The 14756-nt window shown below is 56.6% G+C and carries 17 protein-coding genes and 1 pseudogene; 9 read left to right on the forward strand and 9 right to left on the reverse strand.

Annotation, left to right across the window (positions count from 1 at the left end; genetic code table 11):
- Positions 1 to 65: 65 nt before the first annotated feature.
- The 3 genes from rplT to infC form a co-directional block, all read right to left on the reverse strand.
- Positions 66 to 470: a 50S ribosomal protein L20 gene (gene rplT / locus ACIQT8_RS15560; protein ID WP_138794299.1), complete on the reverse strand. Its 405-nt coding sequence runs from the start codon at positions 468 to 470 to the stop codon at positions 66 to 68.
- 40 nt (positions 471 to 510) lie between these two features.
- On the reverse strand, positions 511 to 714 hold the full coding sequence (gene rpmI, locus ACIQT8_RS15565) for a 50S ribosomal protein L35 (RefSeq protein ID WP_003493355.1): 204 nt from the start codon (positions 712 to 714) through the stop codon (positions 511 to 513).
- A 162-nt stretch (positions 715 to 876) separates the two neighbouring features.
- Positions 877 to 1413: a translation initiation factor IF-3 gene (infC, locus tag ACIQT8_RS15570; protein WP_138794298.1), complete on the reverse strand. Its 537-nt coding sequence runs from the start codon at positions 1411 to 1413 to the stop codon at positions 877 to 879.
- 188 nt (positions 1414 to 1601) lie between these two features.
- On the opposite strand from infC, the gene ACIQT8_RS15575 reads away from it, so the two are divergent.
- Together ACIQT8_RS15575 and ACIQT8_RS15580 are read left to right on the forward strand one after the other, a co-directional pair.
- Positions 1602 to 2387 (forward strand): alpha/beta hydrolase, encoded by a 786-nt coding sequence (locus ACIQT8_RS15575; RefSeq protein WP_400966831.1) that lies wholly within the window; start codon positions 1602 to 1604, stop codon positions 2385 to 2387.
- Positions 2388 to 2508: 121 nt separating this feature from the next.
- Positions 2509 to 3123, forward strand: coding sequence for a transglutaminase-like cysteine peptidase (locus tag ACIQT8_RS15580; RefSeq protein ID WP_400966834.1), 615 nt, complete (start codon positions 2509 to 2511; stop codon positions 3121 to 3123).
- 71 nt (positions 3124 to 3194) lie between these two features.
- Here the strand turns inward: ACIQT8_RS15580 and mbfA are convergent, their stop codons facing one another.
- Positions 3195 to 4178 (reverse strand): iron exporter MbfA, encoded by a 984-nt coding sequence (mbfA, locus tag ACIQT8_RS15585; RefSeq protein WP_400966836.1) that lies wholly within the window; start codon positions 4176 to 4178, stop codon positions 3195 to 3197.
- A 140-nt stretch (positions 4179 to 4318) separates the two neighbouring features.
- On the opposite strand from mbfA, the gene ACIQT8_RS15590 reads away from it, so the two are divergent.
- A complete protein-coding gene (locus ACIQT8_RS15590) occupies positions 4319 to 4792 on the forward strand; it encodes a group III truncated hemoglobin (RefSeq protein WP_400966839.1) in 474 nt (157 codons plus the stop codon).
- A 173-nt stretch (positions 4793 to 4965) separates the two neighbouring features.
- Positions 4966 to 6069: a TRAP transporter substrate-binding protein gene (locus ACIQT8_RS15595; RefSeq protein ID WP_138794293.1), complete on the forward strand. Its 1104-nt coding sequence runs from the start codon at positions 4966 to 4968 to the stop codon at positions 6067 to 6069.
- Here the strand turns inward: ACIQT8_RS15595 and ACIQT8_RS15600 are convergent.
- Positions 6033 to 7167, reverse strand: a pseudogene (locus ACIQT8_RS15600) (helix-turn-helix transcriptional regulator). The gene ACIQT8_RS15595 and the pseudogene ACIQT8_RS15600 sit on opposite strands and share 37 nt — an antisense overlap.
- Positions 7168 to 7304: 137 nt before the next feature.
- Between ACIQT8_RS15600 and ACIQT8_RS15605 the strand changes: the two are divergent.
- The gene (locus ACIQT8_RS15605) at positions 7305 to 8381 is read left to right on the forward strand and encodes an alpha/beta hydrolase family protein (protein WP_400966842.1); all 1077 of its coding nucleotides are present in this window, start codon (positions 7305 to 7307) and stop codon (positions 8379 to 8381) included.
- Here ACIQT8_RS15605 and ACIQT8_RS15610 read toward each other — a convergent pair.
- From ACIQT8_RS15610 to ACIQT8_RS15620, 3 genes are read right to left on the reverse strand one after another with little or no spacing between them, the layout of a single operon-like run.
- Entirely contained in the window at positions 8353 to 8901 is a 549-nt protein-coding gene (locus tag ACIQT8_RS15610) for a GNAT family N-acetyltransferase (RefSeq protein WP_400966845.1), read from the reverse strand. The genes ACIQT8_RS15605 and ACIQT8_RS15610 overlap by 29 nt on opposite strands.
- A gap of 15 nt (positions 8902 to 8916) precedes the next feature.
- Positions 8917 to 9495: a helix-turn-helix domain-containing protein gene (locus ACIQT8_RS15615; protein WP_178340691.1), complete on the reverse strand. Its 579-nt coding sequence runs from the start codon at positions 9493 to 9495 to the stop codon at positions 8917 to 8919.
- Positions 9496 to 9553: 58 nt separating this feature from the next.
- On the reverse strand, positions 9554 to 9955 hold the full coding sequence (locus tag ACIQT8_RS15620) for a ketosteroid isomerase-related protein (RefSeq protein WP_138794289.1): 402 nt from the start codon (positions 9953 to 9955) through the stop codon (positions 9554 to 9556).
- A 73-nt stretch (positions 9956 to 10028) separates the two neighbouring features.
- Here ACIQT8_RS15620 and ACIQT8_RS15625 point away from each other — a divergent pair, with 73 nt between their 5' ends.
- The 3 genes from ACIQT8_RS15625 (at position 10029) to lepA (ending at position 13391) form a co-directional block, all read left to right on the forward strand.
- Complete coding sequence (locus ACIQT8_RS15625) at positions 10029 to 10625, forward strand: GNAT family N-acetyltransferase (RefSeq protein ID WP_400966851.1); 597 nt, start codon at positions 10029 to 10031, stop codon at positions 10623 to 10625.
- The gene (locus ACIQT8_RS15630) at positions 10622 to 11491 is read left to right on the forward strand and encodes a carbon-nitrogen hydrolase family protein (RefSeq protein ID WP_400966854.1); all 870 of its coding nucleotides are present in this window, start codon (positions 10622 to 10624) and stop codon (positions 11489 to 11491) included. Before ACIQT8_RS15625 ends, ACIQT8_RS15630 begins: the two co-directional genes overlap by 4 nt.
- 73 nt (positions 11492 to 11564) lie before the next feature.
- Complete coding sequence (gene lepA, locus ACIQT8_RS15635) at positions 11565 to 13391, forward strand: translation elongation factor 4 (RefSeq protein WP_138794286.1); 1827 nt, start codon at positions 11565 to 11567, stop codon at positions 13389 to 13391.
- 74 nt (positions 13392 to 13465) lie between these two features.
- Here the strand turns inward: lepA and ACIQT8_RS15640 are convergent, their stop codons facing one another.
- Positions 13466 to 13873 (reverse strand): DUF2000 family protein, encoded by a 408-nt coding sequence (locus ACIQT8_RS15640; protein ID WP_400966857.1) that lies wholly within the window; start codon positions 13871 to 13873, stop codon positions 13466 to 13468.
- On the opposite strand from ACIQT8_RS15640, the gene ACIQT8_RS15645 reads away from it, so the two are divergent.
- Entirely contained in the window at positions 13872 to 14750 is an 879-nt protein-coding gene (locus ACIQT8_RS15645; RefSeq protein WP_400966860.1) for an AraC family transcriptional regulator, read from the forward strand. The two genes, ACIQT8_RS15640 and ACIQT8_RS15645, sit on opposite strands and share 2 nt — an antisense overlap.
- The last annotated feature ends 6 nt before the right edge of the window (positions 14751 to 14756 follow it).

Here is a 14756-nt window from a genome sequence, read left to right on the forward strand (position 1 = left end):
ATAAAAAACCCGCGCCGGTGTACCGGCGCGGGTTTCAAATGAACAACAGATTGTCCGCGCCGTAATTACTTTACAGCGGATTCAAACTCGTTGGTCGTACCAGCATCCTTGAGGTACTCAAGAGCCTTCTTCGCTGCTTCAACGAGCGCGCCGAATGCTGCCGGCTCATGGATAGCCATGTCGGACAGAACCTTGCGGTCAACTTCGATGCCAGCCTTGTTCAGACCGTCGATGAAGCGGCCGTAAGTCAGGCCGAATTCGCGAACAGCAGCGTTGATACGCTGGATCCACAGAGCGCGGAAGTTGCGCTTGTTGACCTTACGGTCGCGATAAGCGTACTGCTTGGAACGATCCACAGCAGCCTTTGCTGCGCGGATGGTGTTCTTGCGGCGGCCGTAGAAGCCCTTGGCTGCCTTGAGTGTCTTGGTGTGCTTGGCGCGGGAAGTTACGCCACGTTTTACGCGTGCCATGTCATGATCTCCTTAAAGTGTCCAAAAATGCGGAAAAGTCTTAGAGACCGTTCGGCAGGTAGTTCTTGACGACCTTTTTGCCGTCAGCTTCGGCGAGAACCATGGTTCCACGCGCGTCGCGAATGAACTTGTTGGTACGCTTGATCATGCCGTGGCGCTTGCCGGCAGCAGCTGCAACAACCTTGCCGGTTGCAGTGATCTTGAACCGCTTCTTAGCAGCGGACTTCGTCTTCATCTTGGGCATTTTGCTACTCCATTTTTTGTATGAACCAGGCAGACGAGGCCAAGTTTCAAGCATTAAGAACGGCCTCGGCATGCCCTGCCGGACCGTTCGGAACGCGCGCTTATAACCGCAGTTATGGAAAAGCGCAACGGGGAATAAAAACTTCCCCGCAAGGATGCCGTATTACTTCGGCGCAAGCACCATCATCATCTGACGGCCTTCCAGCTTCGGCTCGGCTTCCACCTTGGCGATGACCTGGGTATCTTCCTTAACCTGCAGGAGAAGTTTCATGCCGAGTTCCTGGTGGGCCATTTCGCGGCCACGGAACTTCAGCGTTACCTTCACCTTGTCGCCGTCTTCAAAGAAACGACTCATCGCCTTCATCTTCACCTCATAGTCATGGGTGTCGATGTTGGGGCGCATCTTGATTTCCTTGACCTCAACGATCTTCTGTTTCTTGCGCGCTTCAGCGGCCTTTTTCTGGGTCGCGTACTTCAGTTTACCGAGATCGAGGATCTTGCACACCGGCGGTTCAGCGTTCGGCGAAATCTCAACGAGATCGAGACCGGCCTCCTCCGCCAGTTTCAATGCCTGATCCGTCGGCATCGCGCCGAGGTTCTGGCCCTCTTCATCAATAAGCTGAACTCTGGGAACCCGAATTTCCCGGTTGGAGCGCGGGCCCTCCTTGACGGGGGCATCGGCTTTGAAAGGTCTGCGAATGGTCGTATTCTCCTGATCTGTTTCTGGATCACGTCAGCAAAAAACAGCTTGTTCAGTTGCAAGCGGCGGAAATGTCGTTATTGCCGCGGCGAAGTCAATAGCATATCTGCCCGAAAAGATCACCTGTTGTCACGGTTTTTGCAAATCTGCCGCCGTTGTTGCACCAAAATCAGGAGAATTACATTTCCATGGCCGAACACACTGCCGAATTCGTCACTATTGGTACCGGCGACGATGCTCGTGATATCGCGTTTATCTATAGTCCCGCGACATCGAACCCGCAAGCACCGACACTTGTCTGGCTCGGCGGCTATCGTTCCGACATGTCGGGAACCAAGGCGGTCGAACTGGATCGCTTTGCGGCAGAAAACGGCATTGCTTGCCTTCGCCTGGATTATTCCGGCCACGGTGCATCCGGCGGCGACTTCAATAAGGGCACAATTTCCCGCTGGCTTGGAGAAGCGCTCGACGTCGTTAGTCATGTCGCACCCGAACGTGTTGTGTTGATCGGTTCGTCGATGGGCGGCTGGATTGCACTTCGCATGGTCGAGGAACTGCGCAAAGCTGGCGGCTCTCCCACTGTCGCCGGCATGGTTCTGATTGCACCAGCGCCCGATTTCACTGCCGAGCTGATCGAACCCGGCCTTTCGGATGCGGAAAAGGCCTCGCTTGAGGAGAAAGGCTATTTCGAGGAACATTCCGAATATAGCCCCGAGCCGAATATCTTCACTCGCGCACTGATTGACGACGGTCGAGACAATCGGGTGCTCAAGGGCATCATCACCACGGGCTGCGCGGTGCACATTCTGCAAGGCATGCAGGACCCCGACGTCCCCTATCAGCATGCCCTGAAATTGCTTGAACACCTGCCGGCTGACGACGTTGTCCTGACGTTGATCCGCGATGGCGACCATAGACTGTCACGCCCGCAGGATATCGACAGGATGCTGGCCGCCGTCAAAAGCCTTGTATGATAGGCATTTCAGCAACGATCTTAACCATAATTCACGAGTCCCGTTGTTGAATGATTGCTAATGATTGACTCCCGCCCCTGAAGCCTCTTAACTTTTCGTTAAGAATTTAGGGACGGGTTTCATGATGAACGCACGACTGGCGCGTGCGCTGCTGTTTGCAGTTGCCGCCGGGTTTATGACTGCTGCCTCCGCATCTGCGGAGAACAAGGGAAGCCCTTCCATGGTGACGGGTGGCATTACTTCCCAGCCAATCGGCCATTACGAGTTCTGTCAGAAATACGCCGACGAGTGCAATATTCGCAGCAAGGTCACACCGCCACCGCGCGTGACGGAATATGGCTGGGGCGTTGTTCGTGAAATCAACACCTCCGTTAACGCCACAATCGTGGCAATGACCGACCAGGAAATCTACGGCAAGGACGAAGTCTGGGAATACCCGACCACGGCAGGCGATTGCGAAGACTTCGTGCTTTTGAAACGCAAAAAGCTGATCGAAAAAGGGTTTGCCGTTTCGGACCTGTTGATCACCGTCGTCCGCAAGCCGGACGGAGAAGGTCACGCCGTTCTCACCCTTCGCACGACGGATGGAGACTTCATTCTCGACAACCTTTCGGATGATGTGAAGCTCTGGACGTATACCAACTATACCTATCTGAAGCGTCAGGCGTCGTTCAACACGGGCCGCTGGATCTCCATCGAGGACGGTCGCGACGTTCTGGTCGGCGCGCTGCGCTGATCATCACAGCCACTGATGAAAAAGCCCGCAATGCTGCGGGCTTTTTTGTTTGTTGCTGTGCGGTTTGCCAATCAACCGTTGCCGATGATGATGCCTGCGGCCAGCACAAGCGAGCCGCCCAGCACGACCTGGAAGACGGCACGCAGGAACGGCGTTTCCATGAAACGGTTCTGGATGAAGGCAATCGCCCACAATTCAACGAAAACGACGATGGCCGCGATGGCTGTCGCCGTCCAGAAATGCGGAATGAGGTAAGGCAAAGCATGGCCGAGGCCACCGACCGCCGTCATGATGCCGGATGCCAGTCCGCGCTTGAACGGAGAACCACGGCCCGACAGCTTGCCATCATCATGCGCAGCTTCTGTGAAGCCCATGGAAATACCGGCACCCACAGAGGCTGACAGGCCGATCAGAAACGTCTGCCAGGTGTCCTGTGTCGCAAAGGCTGCCGCAAAGATCGGAGCGAGCGTGGAGACGGAACCATCCATTAATCCGGCCAGGCCAGGCTGAACATAGGTCAGCAGGAACTGACGTTTGGAGGTCTGTTCTTCTTCCGAGCGTTCGTCATCGCCAAGATGCCGGTCTTCGAGCATACGCGCTATGTCTTCATGACCGCGCTCCGCCTCTGCCAGATCGCCGAGCAACTTGCGCGTCCCAGCATCAGTCGTGCGCTTCAAGGCCTCGTCGTAAAAGCGGATTGCCTGCGCCTCCATCAATTCGGCCTGAGCACGGACCTTCTCAAGAGACAGGCTCTTCACCAGCCAATCCGGTGCTCTTTCGTAAAAACCCCGGACATGCTCGCGCCGGATCAGCGGGATCGTTTCTCCAAACCGCTCACGGTGCATGTCGATCAAAACATTGCGATGGCGCTGTTCGACATCAGCCATATCGTCGAACACTTTGGCTGACTGCGGATATTGCCCACGCAGATGATCGGCATAAGACCGGTAAATTCGGGAATCGTCCTCCTCAGAGGATATTGCGAGTGCCAGGATTTCCTGTTCGCTCAATGATGAGAACGGGCGTTTGGAAAGTGAAAAGAGACTGCGAAACATGAGAATTGCCTTTTTAGAATAATTCTAAATACAACTCTCTACGCGCCAGATCAAGAATTTTTAGAATAATTCTAATATGGCGAAAGGTCGCATTGTGAATGGCGCAGATCCACCCTAAATTCCGCTGAAAGGAGAAAGCCATGCAGGAACGGTTCGACGCGAAAGCGGCACACAATGCGGAGATCCAGCACCGGGCAGAAGAGGCCATGGCAGCGATCGGCGTCGATGCCCAGTTTATCGACCTTCTGGTGGAAACCTTTTACGCGCGCGTTTTGCAGCATCCTACACTCGGTCCGGTTTTCAACGCCCGCCTCGACGGACGCTGGCCGGAGCACATGGGAAAGATGAAACGCTTCTGGTCCGCGGTTGCCTTCAAGAACGGCGGTTATGGCGGCAAGCCGGTTCAGGCCCATGTTGGCGTGGAAAACATGACGACAGAGCTATTCCCGCAATGGCTCGATCTGTTCTCCGCAACTCTGACCGATATCGCCCCCAGTCGCGAGGCCCATGCGTGGTTTATGGAAACCGCTCAACGGATTGCCAGAAGTCTCACGCTCTCGCTGTTTTATAATCCGGCGCTGGACGATCCCGCCCTGAAAAAAGCACGTTCCTGACGATAATAAGCGTCTGGCGACAGTATTGTCGCAACAATCTTCACGCGTGAAGCAAGTCGGGCGCAATTTTCAGAAATATCCTCTTGATGGCATCAAGGATAAATGATTAGTAGCCCCCGGGAGGCGTACCGTGCGGTTCGCCTGTAATTGACAGACGTACAAGGCTTATCGACATGGATCGCAGATCATTTATCCGCAAGGCAGGCGCAGTTGGCGCTGGTGTCACCGCAACTGCTCTCGCCGCTCCGGCTATTGCGCAGGAAAACCCCAAGATCACCTGGCGCATGACGTCCTCTTTCACCAAGGGGCTCGACATTCTTTTCGGCGCTGGCCAGACCGTCGCTGACCACGTCAAGGAAGCTTCCGGTGGCAACTTCGTCATTCAGCACTTTGCCGGCGGTGAAATCGTACCCGCGCTTCAGGCAGCCGATGCCGTAACGGCCGGAACCGTCGAAATGGCGCATACCTGCGCCTACTATTACGTCGGCAAGGACCCGACCTTTGCTCTCGGAACGTCCGTTCCTTTCGGTCTGAACGCGCGCCAGACCAACGCCTGGTTCAACCAGGCAGGTGGCAACGAACTGCTCAACGAGTTCCTCGCTCAGCACAACATCTACTCCATTCTACTCGGCAACACCGGAGCGCAGATGGGTGGCTGGTTCCGCAAGGAAATCAATACTATCGACGACCTCAAGGGCCTGAAGATGCGTATCGCCGGCCTGACCGGCCAGGTCATGCAGAAGGTCGGTGTCACCCCGCAGCAGATCGCCGGCGGCGATGTTTATGCGGCGCTCGAAAAAGGCACGATCGATGCCACCGAATTCGTCGGCCCCTATGACGATCAAAAGCTCGGCTTCTACAAGGTGGCGAAGTATTATTACTACCCGGCATGGTGGGAAGGTGGACCGGCTGTACACGCCTTCGTAAACCTGCAGAAGTTCAACGAACTGCCGGAAAACTACAAGCGCATCCTCAAGGACGCCTGCGCAGCGGGTAGCGCTTCCATGCTGGAGCGCTATGACGCGCACAACCCGAAGGCATTGAAGGAACTGGTCGCGCAGGGCGCCATCCTGCGTCCGTTCAGTCAGGAAATCCTCGACGTTTGCCACAAGGCTGCACAGGAAACCTACGCCGAAATCTCTGCCAAGAACGAAAGCTTCAAGAAAATCTATGAAAGCCAGCAGGCTTTCAAGAAGGACGCTTACCTCTGGGCGCAGATCGCTGAATACACTTACGACACCTACATGATGATCCAGCAGCGCAACGGCACGCTGTAATCACGCGACTTCTGCCTGATCAAACGGTCATCCGGCTGGCTCCGGATGACCGTTTTTGTTGGGCGATACGAGTTTCCACAGTTCGCGCTCGCGCCAGGCAACCGGGCTCATGCCGGTTATGCGGCGAAATTCGCGGTTGAAGTTGGATTTCGTCTGAAACCCCGAAGACAACATGATCGCCGTGACCGATTGATCGGTTTCTTCGAGCTGACGGCAGGCTTCCCGGATACGAAGCTGATTGACATATTGCGATACGTTGATGCCAAGGGAACGGTTGATGGCGCCGGAAATCTGTCTGGCAGACAGGCCCAACCGGCGGGACAGTCGCGACAGGTTGAGATTTTCATCGCGATAAAGTTTTTGCCCCTGCATGAGATTGTCGAGCTTCTCGAGAACCTCCCTGTCCTCTTCTGATGGAGTGGAATGAATCGGCGCTTCGAGCGTCGGCTCAGAGGCAAGCTGAGGCGCTTTGCTTTCTCCTGCGACAAGGGCCATCAGACCGATCAGCAGCAAACCGAGAAGATTGGCATTGCTGACCAGCGCGGCCGCATTTTCCCCACGCGTCCATTCGAAATCAAGGAAGACCAGAAGATCGAAGGCCGCGGACAGGCACAGGGCGACGGCCGCAATCACCAGAGAGCGGTGCGCCGAAGTGGCACTTGCAAACTGTGCCTCATCCAAGCCATCCGGACCCTGTCGCGCCAGAAGCAGCAAGGCTACCGCGTAACCAACAAAGACCACAATCAGCGCGAAGTCGATCGCGACAGGAAAGACGAAAAGCAGCGCGATCACGACCAAAGGCGACAACAGGAGGCCGCCCCACAGGATATTTCGGCTGGTGCCGCTCAAACCGATCAGCCCGCAAAAAGCAGAATAGGTCAAAGGCGGCAGGCAGGCCGCCAGAACCGGCAGAATGTAACGAACCTGCTCAACGCCGTATCCCCAACGCAATCCGACCAGAACTGACTGCAGAGCACAAAACGCAATCAAGGCGAGGAACGCCCTGTTGGCTTTCAGTTCGCTCCTGCTTCGCAGGAAGGAAATGAAAATCAGGACAAGAAGGAGCGCAACAACGAAGGGTAAAGGAATGAAAAGCACAGCAACATCCGCAAACGACCATAACATCCTTCATGAACCAGATCGCGTTTGAGGACGACCTTGAACACGATCGAGGACGCATTTATCCGCGCAAAAGAGAAAACGAGAGCATCACTTTGTCAAACAGAGAGGCTCTCATGACACCGAAAAACATTCTTGCGGCCGTTTTCGCCGGTTCTCTTTTTTGCGGTCCGGCTTTTGCCGCCGATGCGGTTGGGGTGAAAACCATATCCGTGCCGTCGAAAACGCGGGCAACGGATCTGGCCGTCACCGTCTGGTACCCAACGACAGGCAAGAACGGCACGCAGACGATGTCCGGCGACAACCGCATTTTTGAAGGCGCATCGGTTCTGGAAGGTGCCGAAATCAAAAGAGGACAGTTCCCTCTGGTGTTGATCTCTCACGGCTCCGGCTCGCGTGCGGAGGGCATGGCGTGGATTGCAGCCAGGCTTGCAAGCGAAGGTTTCATCGTGGCGGGCGCGAACCATCCCGGCACTACCAGCGGCGATTCCACCCCGGCCGAAACCCCAAGAATCTGGGAACGGACTGATGATCTTTCGACACTCGTAACAGCCCTGACATCCAGCAAGGATTGGACCGGTACCATCGATGCCGACAAGGTCGGCGTCCTCGGCTTTTCGCTCGGCGGCAGCGCGGCAATGGAAATCGCCGGCGCGCGCGCCGATCTCCAATCCTACATCAACTATTGCGACACCTTTGCCACCTCCATGGATTGCCAATGGTTTGCGGGCGGGCGTGGCTACAAGAATGAAGAGCAGATCGATGTCCCTAAGCTCGATCTCGGCAGCATCGATAAAACCCGTTTCGAACAGCAGAACCGCGACCCACGCATTCGTTCGGCCGTGCTTGTCGATCCTGGTCTGGCACTGGCGTTCCAACCGGAAAGCCTCGAAAAGATCGATATCCCGCTGACCTTCATCAATCTCGGCAGCAAGGGGAAGATTCCACCTGCCGTGCTTGCCGATAAACTCGCAGCCGGGGTGCCCGGCTCCGTCTATGAACAGGTCGACGAAGCCGATCATTTCAGCTTCCTGCCCGTGTGCAAGCCAGGCGCGGCAGCGTTCCTGAAATCTGTCGGCGAACGCGACCCTATCTGCGAACCGGCCGGCTCGCGTGATCGCAAGGATCTTCACGCAGAGCTGGAAACAATGATCGTGGCAGCATTCAATCGGACACTGAAGCCGGGTCAGTGATCGAACCGATCCGCTTGTAAAAAAGGGTCGTGCCGCAATAGCTGCCGTCGGGAAACAGAGCGTAATCGGGAATAACCCCAACGCGCTCCCAGCCGAAGCGAGGATAAATCGCTTCGGCATCGCTGCCGGTGGCGGTATCGAGAACAAGAAGGCTGCGACCAAGATCGGCTGCTTCTTTTTCTACGGCCTCCATGAGCTGGCGCGACAGGCCAAGCCCGCGCGCAGAGCGATGTACGAGCAACTTCATCAGATCGCCGCGATGGGGCTGGTTCGGCTTCGATGCGAGCCCGATCTGGACCGTTCCAACCACCTTGCCTTCAACTTCCGCCACCACATGAATTGTGCCGCCATTGGCGACGGCATCCGCAACAGAACGCCAGAAGGGTTCCGCATCTACCGGTGTAAATGGCAGCATGAAGCCCACGGATGCCCCGCCATTCACACAGTCCGAAAGAACTTCACACAGATCGGGCAATGCGGCGATCGTTTCCTGCGCGTTCAAAACACGAATGCTGACCATAAAAACTCCAAAAAATCAGCGGGATTTGCGATCCAGCACCACTGCGTAACGTGCGGCGATGCTGGATGAATTATGAAATATGTGTCCCTCGCCGACAGGCATGAAAAGGCAGTCACCGGGCTCCAGGCGGTGGGTCTCTCCGCCCGTCGTCATCTCCAACGTGCCCTCGAATACCCAGACATATTGCGTCATGCCGCGGCTTGCCGCGTGCGGCGGAAAGCTGACACGCGCACCGGCCGGAAACTCGACCTCGACAATGTCGACGTCTGAGCCGACGCGAGGCGGCGAAATCGCGCGGCGGACATACCCCGTTTCAGGGTCTTTCCAGAGCGGCTGTTCACACCGTCGCACCAAAGGGGACACCACGTCTTCGTCTTCAGCGAAAAAGCCGGAAAGGGACAGTCCAAGCGCCGAACAAATGCGGGCAAGGAGTGAAGCGGTCGGGCTCGCCTCGCCGCGTTCTATACGCGAAATCATCGCACGGCTGACGCCGGATGCAGAAGCAAGCTGATCCAGCGTCAGGCTGTTCCGTGAGCGCAGCAATTTGATGCGCTCACCGATAGACCGTTCAAGGATGTCATCTTCGTTTTCCATTATGTGAGAATTGCACTCTCACATAATGGAGTCAACATCCATCATAATAGAAAATGGCTCAGGCCCCGACCTGAGCAATCCAGTCATTCAGGTTGTAGTAGTTGGTGACACGGGCCACTTTTCCATCCTTCAGTTCGAAGAAGGCTCCGGCTGGCAGGACGTATTTTTGGCCGTTGGCTTCCGGCAGGCCTTCATCCGTTACAAGGTATTCGCCGTTCACAACGAATTCGGCCGACGCGCGCTTGCCGTCCTCTGCAGCCATGATGACCATGTCCGTGAGGGTTTCCTTGTAGCAACGGTTCATGTGATCCATGAAGGAGGCAAAGGCTGCCTTGCCGGCCTGTCGCTCACCCTGATTGATATCATGCACGACATCGTCAGTGAGCAGCGCCAGAAACGCCTCCATGTCCTGACGGTTGAAGGCATCGTAGTAGGCGCGAATGGTCTCACTAGCGGTCATCATCTTCTCCGTTCAATGCTTGCGCAGGTTTTCCATGACGGTATAACCAGCGGAAACGAAAGTGAAAATGCCCATGACCGTCGAAATCAAGTCTCTTTCCGGCATTGATGCCGTTCCCTATTTTGATGACCTTGCGCATCTGCGCATTACAGTGTTCCGCGCCTTCCCCTATCTTTACGACGGGACGCTGGAACACGAACGCGAATATCTGGCGACCTACGCGCAGGCCGACGGTGCCATTTTCGTGCTGGCACTGGACGGCGACAAGGTGGTGGGCATGTCCACAGGCATGCCCATGGCTGTCGAAACCGAAGAGGTCAAGGCTCCCTTCATTGCCGCCGGATACGATCCCGAGCACATTTTCTATTTTGGCGAAAGCGTGCTTCTGGACACGTATCGCGGCCAGGGTGCCGGCGTGCGTTTCTTCGAAGAGCGGGAAGCCCACGCAAAACGGCTCAGGGGTATCGAATGGTGCACGTTCTGTGCTGTCGAGCGCCCGGACAACCATCCACGCCGGCCTGCAGATTATGTGCCGCTCAACGCTTTCTGGGAAAAGCGCGGTTATCGCCATCACCCCGAACTGCACACCACATTTACCTGGCAGGACTTGGACGAGACGAGCAAAAGTTCAAAACCGCTGTCCTTCTGGATGAAGAGAATTGCTCCATGACCAGACTTGCCGCCAGCCAGTATGCCATAGAACTGATTGAGACATGGGACGCCTATGCCGCGCATCTTTCGGCAATTGTGCGGGAGGCCAAGGACAAGGGAGCTGAACTTCTGCTTCTGCCGGAATATTCCGCGATGACGCTGACCGGACAGTTGCCGCCTGAGGCACGCTCGGATCTGCACCGCTCCATCGAGGAGATACAGCCGCTGCTCCCTTCATGGGTCGAGCTTTGCGAGGAACTGGCCCGGCAACATCAGATTCTCTTTCAACCGGGCAGCGCTCCGGTCAAGGACAACGATGGAAAATTCCGCAACCGCGCCTGGCTGTTCGGACCCGATGGCCTCATCGGATATCAGGACAAGCAGATCATGACGCGCTTCGAGCGCGAGCAATGGAACATTCACGCTGGTACCGAAGGGCTCAAGGCCTTTGACACGGCACTTGGCAAGCTTGGTATCCTTATCTGCTACGACAACGAGTTCCCGATGCTAGGCCGCAAGCTGGCCGAACTCGGTGTGGAACTGGTGCTGGCGCCGAGTTGCACCGATACGCTGGCGGGGGCTTACCGGGTGCGTATTGGCGCTCAGGCGCGGGCGCTGGAAAACCAGTATGCCGTACTCTCCTCCCCCACAGCGGGAGAAGCACCCTGGTCGCCGGCCGTCGATGAAAATCGCGGTCGTGCGGCGCTTTATGTGCCCTCGGATTACGGCATGCCGCCGTCCGGCATCGTGGCGGAAAGCGAGAGCGATGCGGTGATGGAAAGTTCGTTGCTCGTGGTCGATATCGACCTTGCCACAGTGGCAAAACTGCGGACCGAGGGGCAGGTCGCCACCCGCCGCGACTGGCCAGAGCAATTCCAGGGATGAAAAGCCCATTTTAAAAGGCTTTTAACCAAATTCCCGCTTTGCGGCATCACAAGCCCCTGCTATAGCGCGGAACATGAGCACAAATTCGACCCGCACGCCCCTGGACCATATCCGCAACTTCTCGATCGTTGCCCACATCGATCACGGCAAATCGACGCTGGCCGACCGGTTGATCCAGTCGACGGGCGGCCTTGCCGAACGTGATATGTCGGAACAGGTTCTCGACTCGATGGATATCGAGCGCGAGCGCGGCATTACCATCAAGGCCCAGACCGTGCGCCTGCACTACAAGGCGAACGACGGCGAAACCTATGTGCTGAACCTCATTGACACCCCCGGTCACGTCGACTTCGCCTATGAAGTCTCGCGCTCGCTGTCGGCCTGTGAAGGTTCGCTGCTCGTCGTCGACGCCAGCCAGGGCGTGGAAGCGCAGACCCTAGCCAACGTTTATCAGGCCATCGACAACAATCATGAGCTGGTGACGGTCCTCAACAAGATCGACCTGCCTGCGGCCGAACCGGACCGCATCAAGGAGCAGATCGAGGAAGTCATCGGCATCGACGCCTCCGATGCGGTGCTCATCTCCGCCAAGACCGGTCTTGGCATTCCCGATGTCCTGGAAGCCATCGTCCAGAAGTTGCCTGCGCCGAAAAGCGCGGAAGGCGAAAAAGGCCCGCTCAAGGCGCTGCTGGTCGATAGCTGGTACGACACCTATCTCGGCGTCATGGTTCTGGTGCGCGTCATCGACGGCGTACTGGCCAAGGGCCAGCAGATTCGCATGATGGGTACGGGCGCAAAATACAGCGTCGAGCGCGTTGGCGTGCTGACACCGAAGATGGTGAATGTCGATTCACTCGGCCCTGGCGAGATTGGCTTCATCACCGCATCGATCAAGGAAGTCGCCGATACGCGCGTTGGTGACACCATCACCGACGACCGTCGCCCGACGGAAAAGGCTCTGCCAGGCTTCAAGCCCGCACAGCCGGTTGTTTTCTGCGGCCTGTTCCCGGTTGACGCTGCGGATTTCGAAGATCTGCGTTCGGCCGTGGGCAAGCTGCGTCTCAACGATGCGTCGTTCTCGTTCGAAATGGAAAGCTCGGCAGCCCTCGGCTTCGGTTTCCGCTGCGGTTTCCTGGGGCTTCTGCATCTGGAAATCATTCAGGAACGTCTTGAGCGCGAGTTCAACCTCGATCTCGTCGCAACAGCACCGTCGGTCGTCTACCAGATGAGCCTGACGGACGGTAGCGAGAAGGAACTTCACAACCCGGCAGATATGCCGGATGTAGTGAAGATCGATGAAATCCGCGAGCCGTGGATCAAAGCAACCATCCTGACCCCAGATGACTATCTCGGTGGCATTCTGAAGCTGTGTCAGGATCGTCGCGGCATTCAGACGGAGCTGACCTATGTCGGCACCCGTGCGATGCTGACCTATGAACTGCCGCTCAACGAAGTGGTGTTCGACTTCTACGACCGCCTGAAATCCATCTCGAAGGGTTATGCCTCCTTCGATTACAACATCATGGATTACCGTCCGGGCGATCTCGTCAAGATGTCGATCCTCGTCAACGGCGATCCGGTCGATGCCCTTTCCATGCTCGTTCACCGCTCGGCTGCCGACCGTCGCGGACGCGGCATGTGCGAGAAGCTGAAAGAGCTGATCCCGCCGCACATGTTCCAGATCCCGATCCAGGCCGCCATCGGCGGTAAGGTAATTGCGCGTGAAACCGTTCGCGCGCTGCGCAAGGACGTGACGGCCAAGTGCTACGGCGGCGACGCCACCCGCAAGCGCAAACTTCTGGACAAGCAGAAGGAAGGCAAGAAGCGCATGCGCCAGTTCGGCAAGGTCGAAATTCCGCAGGAAGCCTTTATCGCCGCACTGAAGATGAACGACGAATAAGAGCGGAAGCTCTCATCGGAACGTCATTCGGGGAGGCTTGTAGCCTCCCCTTTTCGTTTCCGCTGTGTTCGGTCTCACGCGTGCAACTTTGCACCCTTCGTAATCTTGTCGACGATCTTTTTATCCGCACGTATGGCTAAGCCAACCACCTTGGCGGTATCCGGAGAGAACTCCGAAAAGACCTGCCGGTTGGCTGCGTCGTGGCCGGTGGAAAACATTTCCTCGATATAGAGCGAGGTCGTGACCTCACGCTCAAGCGAACGGCCGTGGATTTTTCGCAGCGTTTCCTGATCCGCTGCGGTGACCACGACAGGCTGTACGGACAAGGGATTATAGACGTTGCCCGCGCCATCGCGATATGGTTCACCGATGACCTCGGGCGTCTGGGCGACAATTCCAGACATCAGAAATGCGGTAACATTCAGTTTTTGCCACGCGGCAAGGTCATCTCGAAGGACAATTGCGATCTTGGTGTCAAACATGCGAATTCAATCCGGTTGCGGTTATCAAAGAGAACCGATCCTAGAACCGCAAGACGATGCCGATCTTGAACGTTCGTGCAGTTTCGAGGGCATTGTTCGTGCGCCGACCAGCGAAGGGATCGAGCGCATCGATGCCCGGTTCCATGGCAACGCATACTCTCCGCATCGTCACGACACCTATGCGCTGGGTGTGACGATTTCCGGTATTCAAACCTTTTCCTATCGTGGGGCATCGCGCTTCAGTGCACCCGGCAACATCATTGTCCTGCATCCGGACGAGATTCATGATGGCGGCGCCGGCACAGAGGAAGGTCTGCACTACCGGATGCTGTATCTGCCGCCGGAATGGATGATCGCGGCTTGTGACGACTATCGCGCCCTTCCCTTTGCAAGAAGCCCGGTCATCGAGGATGAGGATTTCCGTCACTGCCTTGTCGACGCACTGGGCAATCTCGATCTCGAACCGACTGACCTGCAGCTTAGCGATTGGCAGTCTCGCCTCGCAGACCACCTGTGGAAACACGCTGACGCAAAGGTCAAAAGAAGCAAACGGGTTGATCATGCAGCGATGTTGCGCTGCCGCGATTATCTCTTCGAAAACAGCCATCGTATCGTCAGTTCCGAAGACCTTGAGACAATCAGCGGTCTGGATCGCTTCACGCTGTCGCGCCAGTTCCGGGCGCTGTTTTCGACAAGCCCGCACCGCTATCTCATCATGCGGCGACTGGAGAAGAGCAAAGCGATCATGGCGACGGGGGCTGGCCTGGCGGAAACGGCATTTTCATGCGGTTTCGCAGACCAGGCCCATTTCACCCGTCACTTCAAAGGCACTTTTGGCATCACGCCGGGTCGTTGGCTGAGCCTTACCTCACACTGAACCGTC

Source organism: Agrobacterium sp. NPDC090273 (assembly GCF_044772305.1).
Taxonomy (GTDB): Bacteria; Pseudomonadota; Alphaproteobacteria; order Rhizobiales; family Rhizobiaceae; genus Agrobacterium.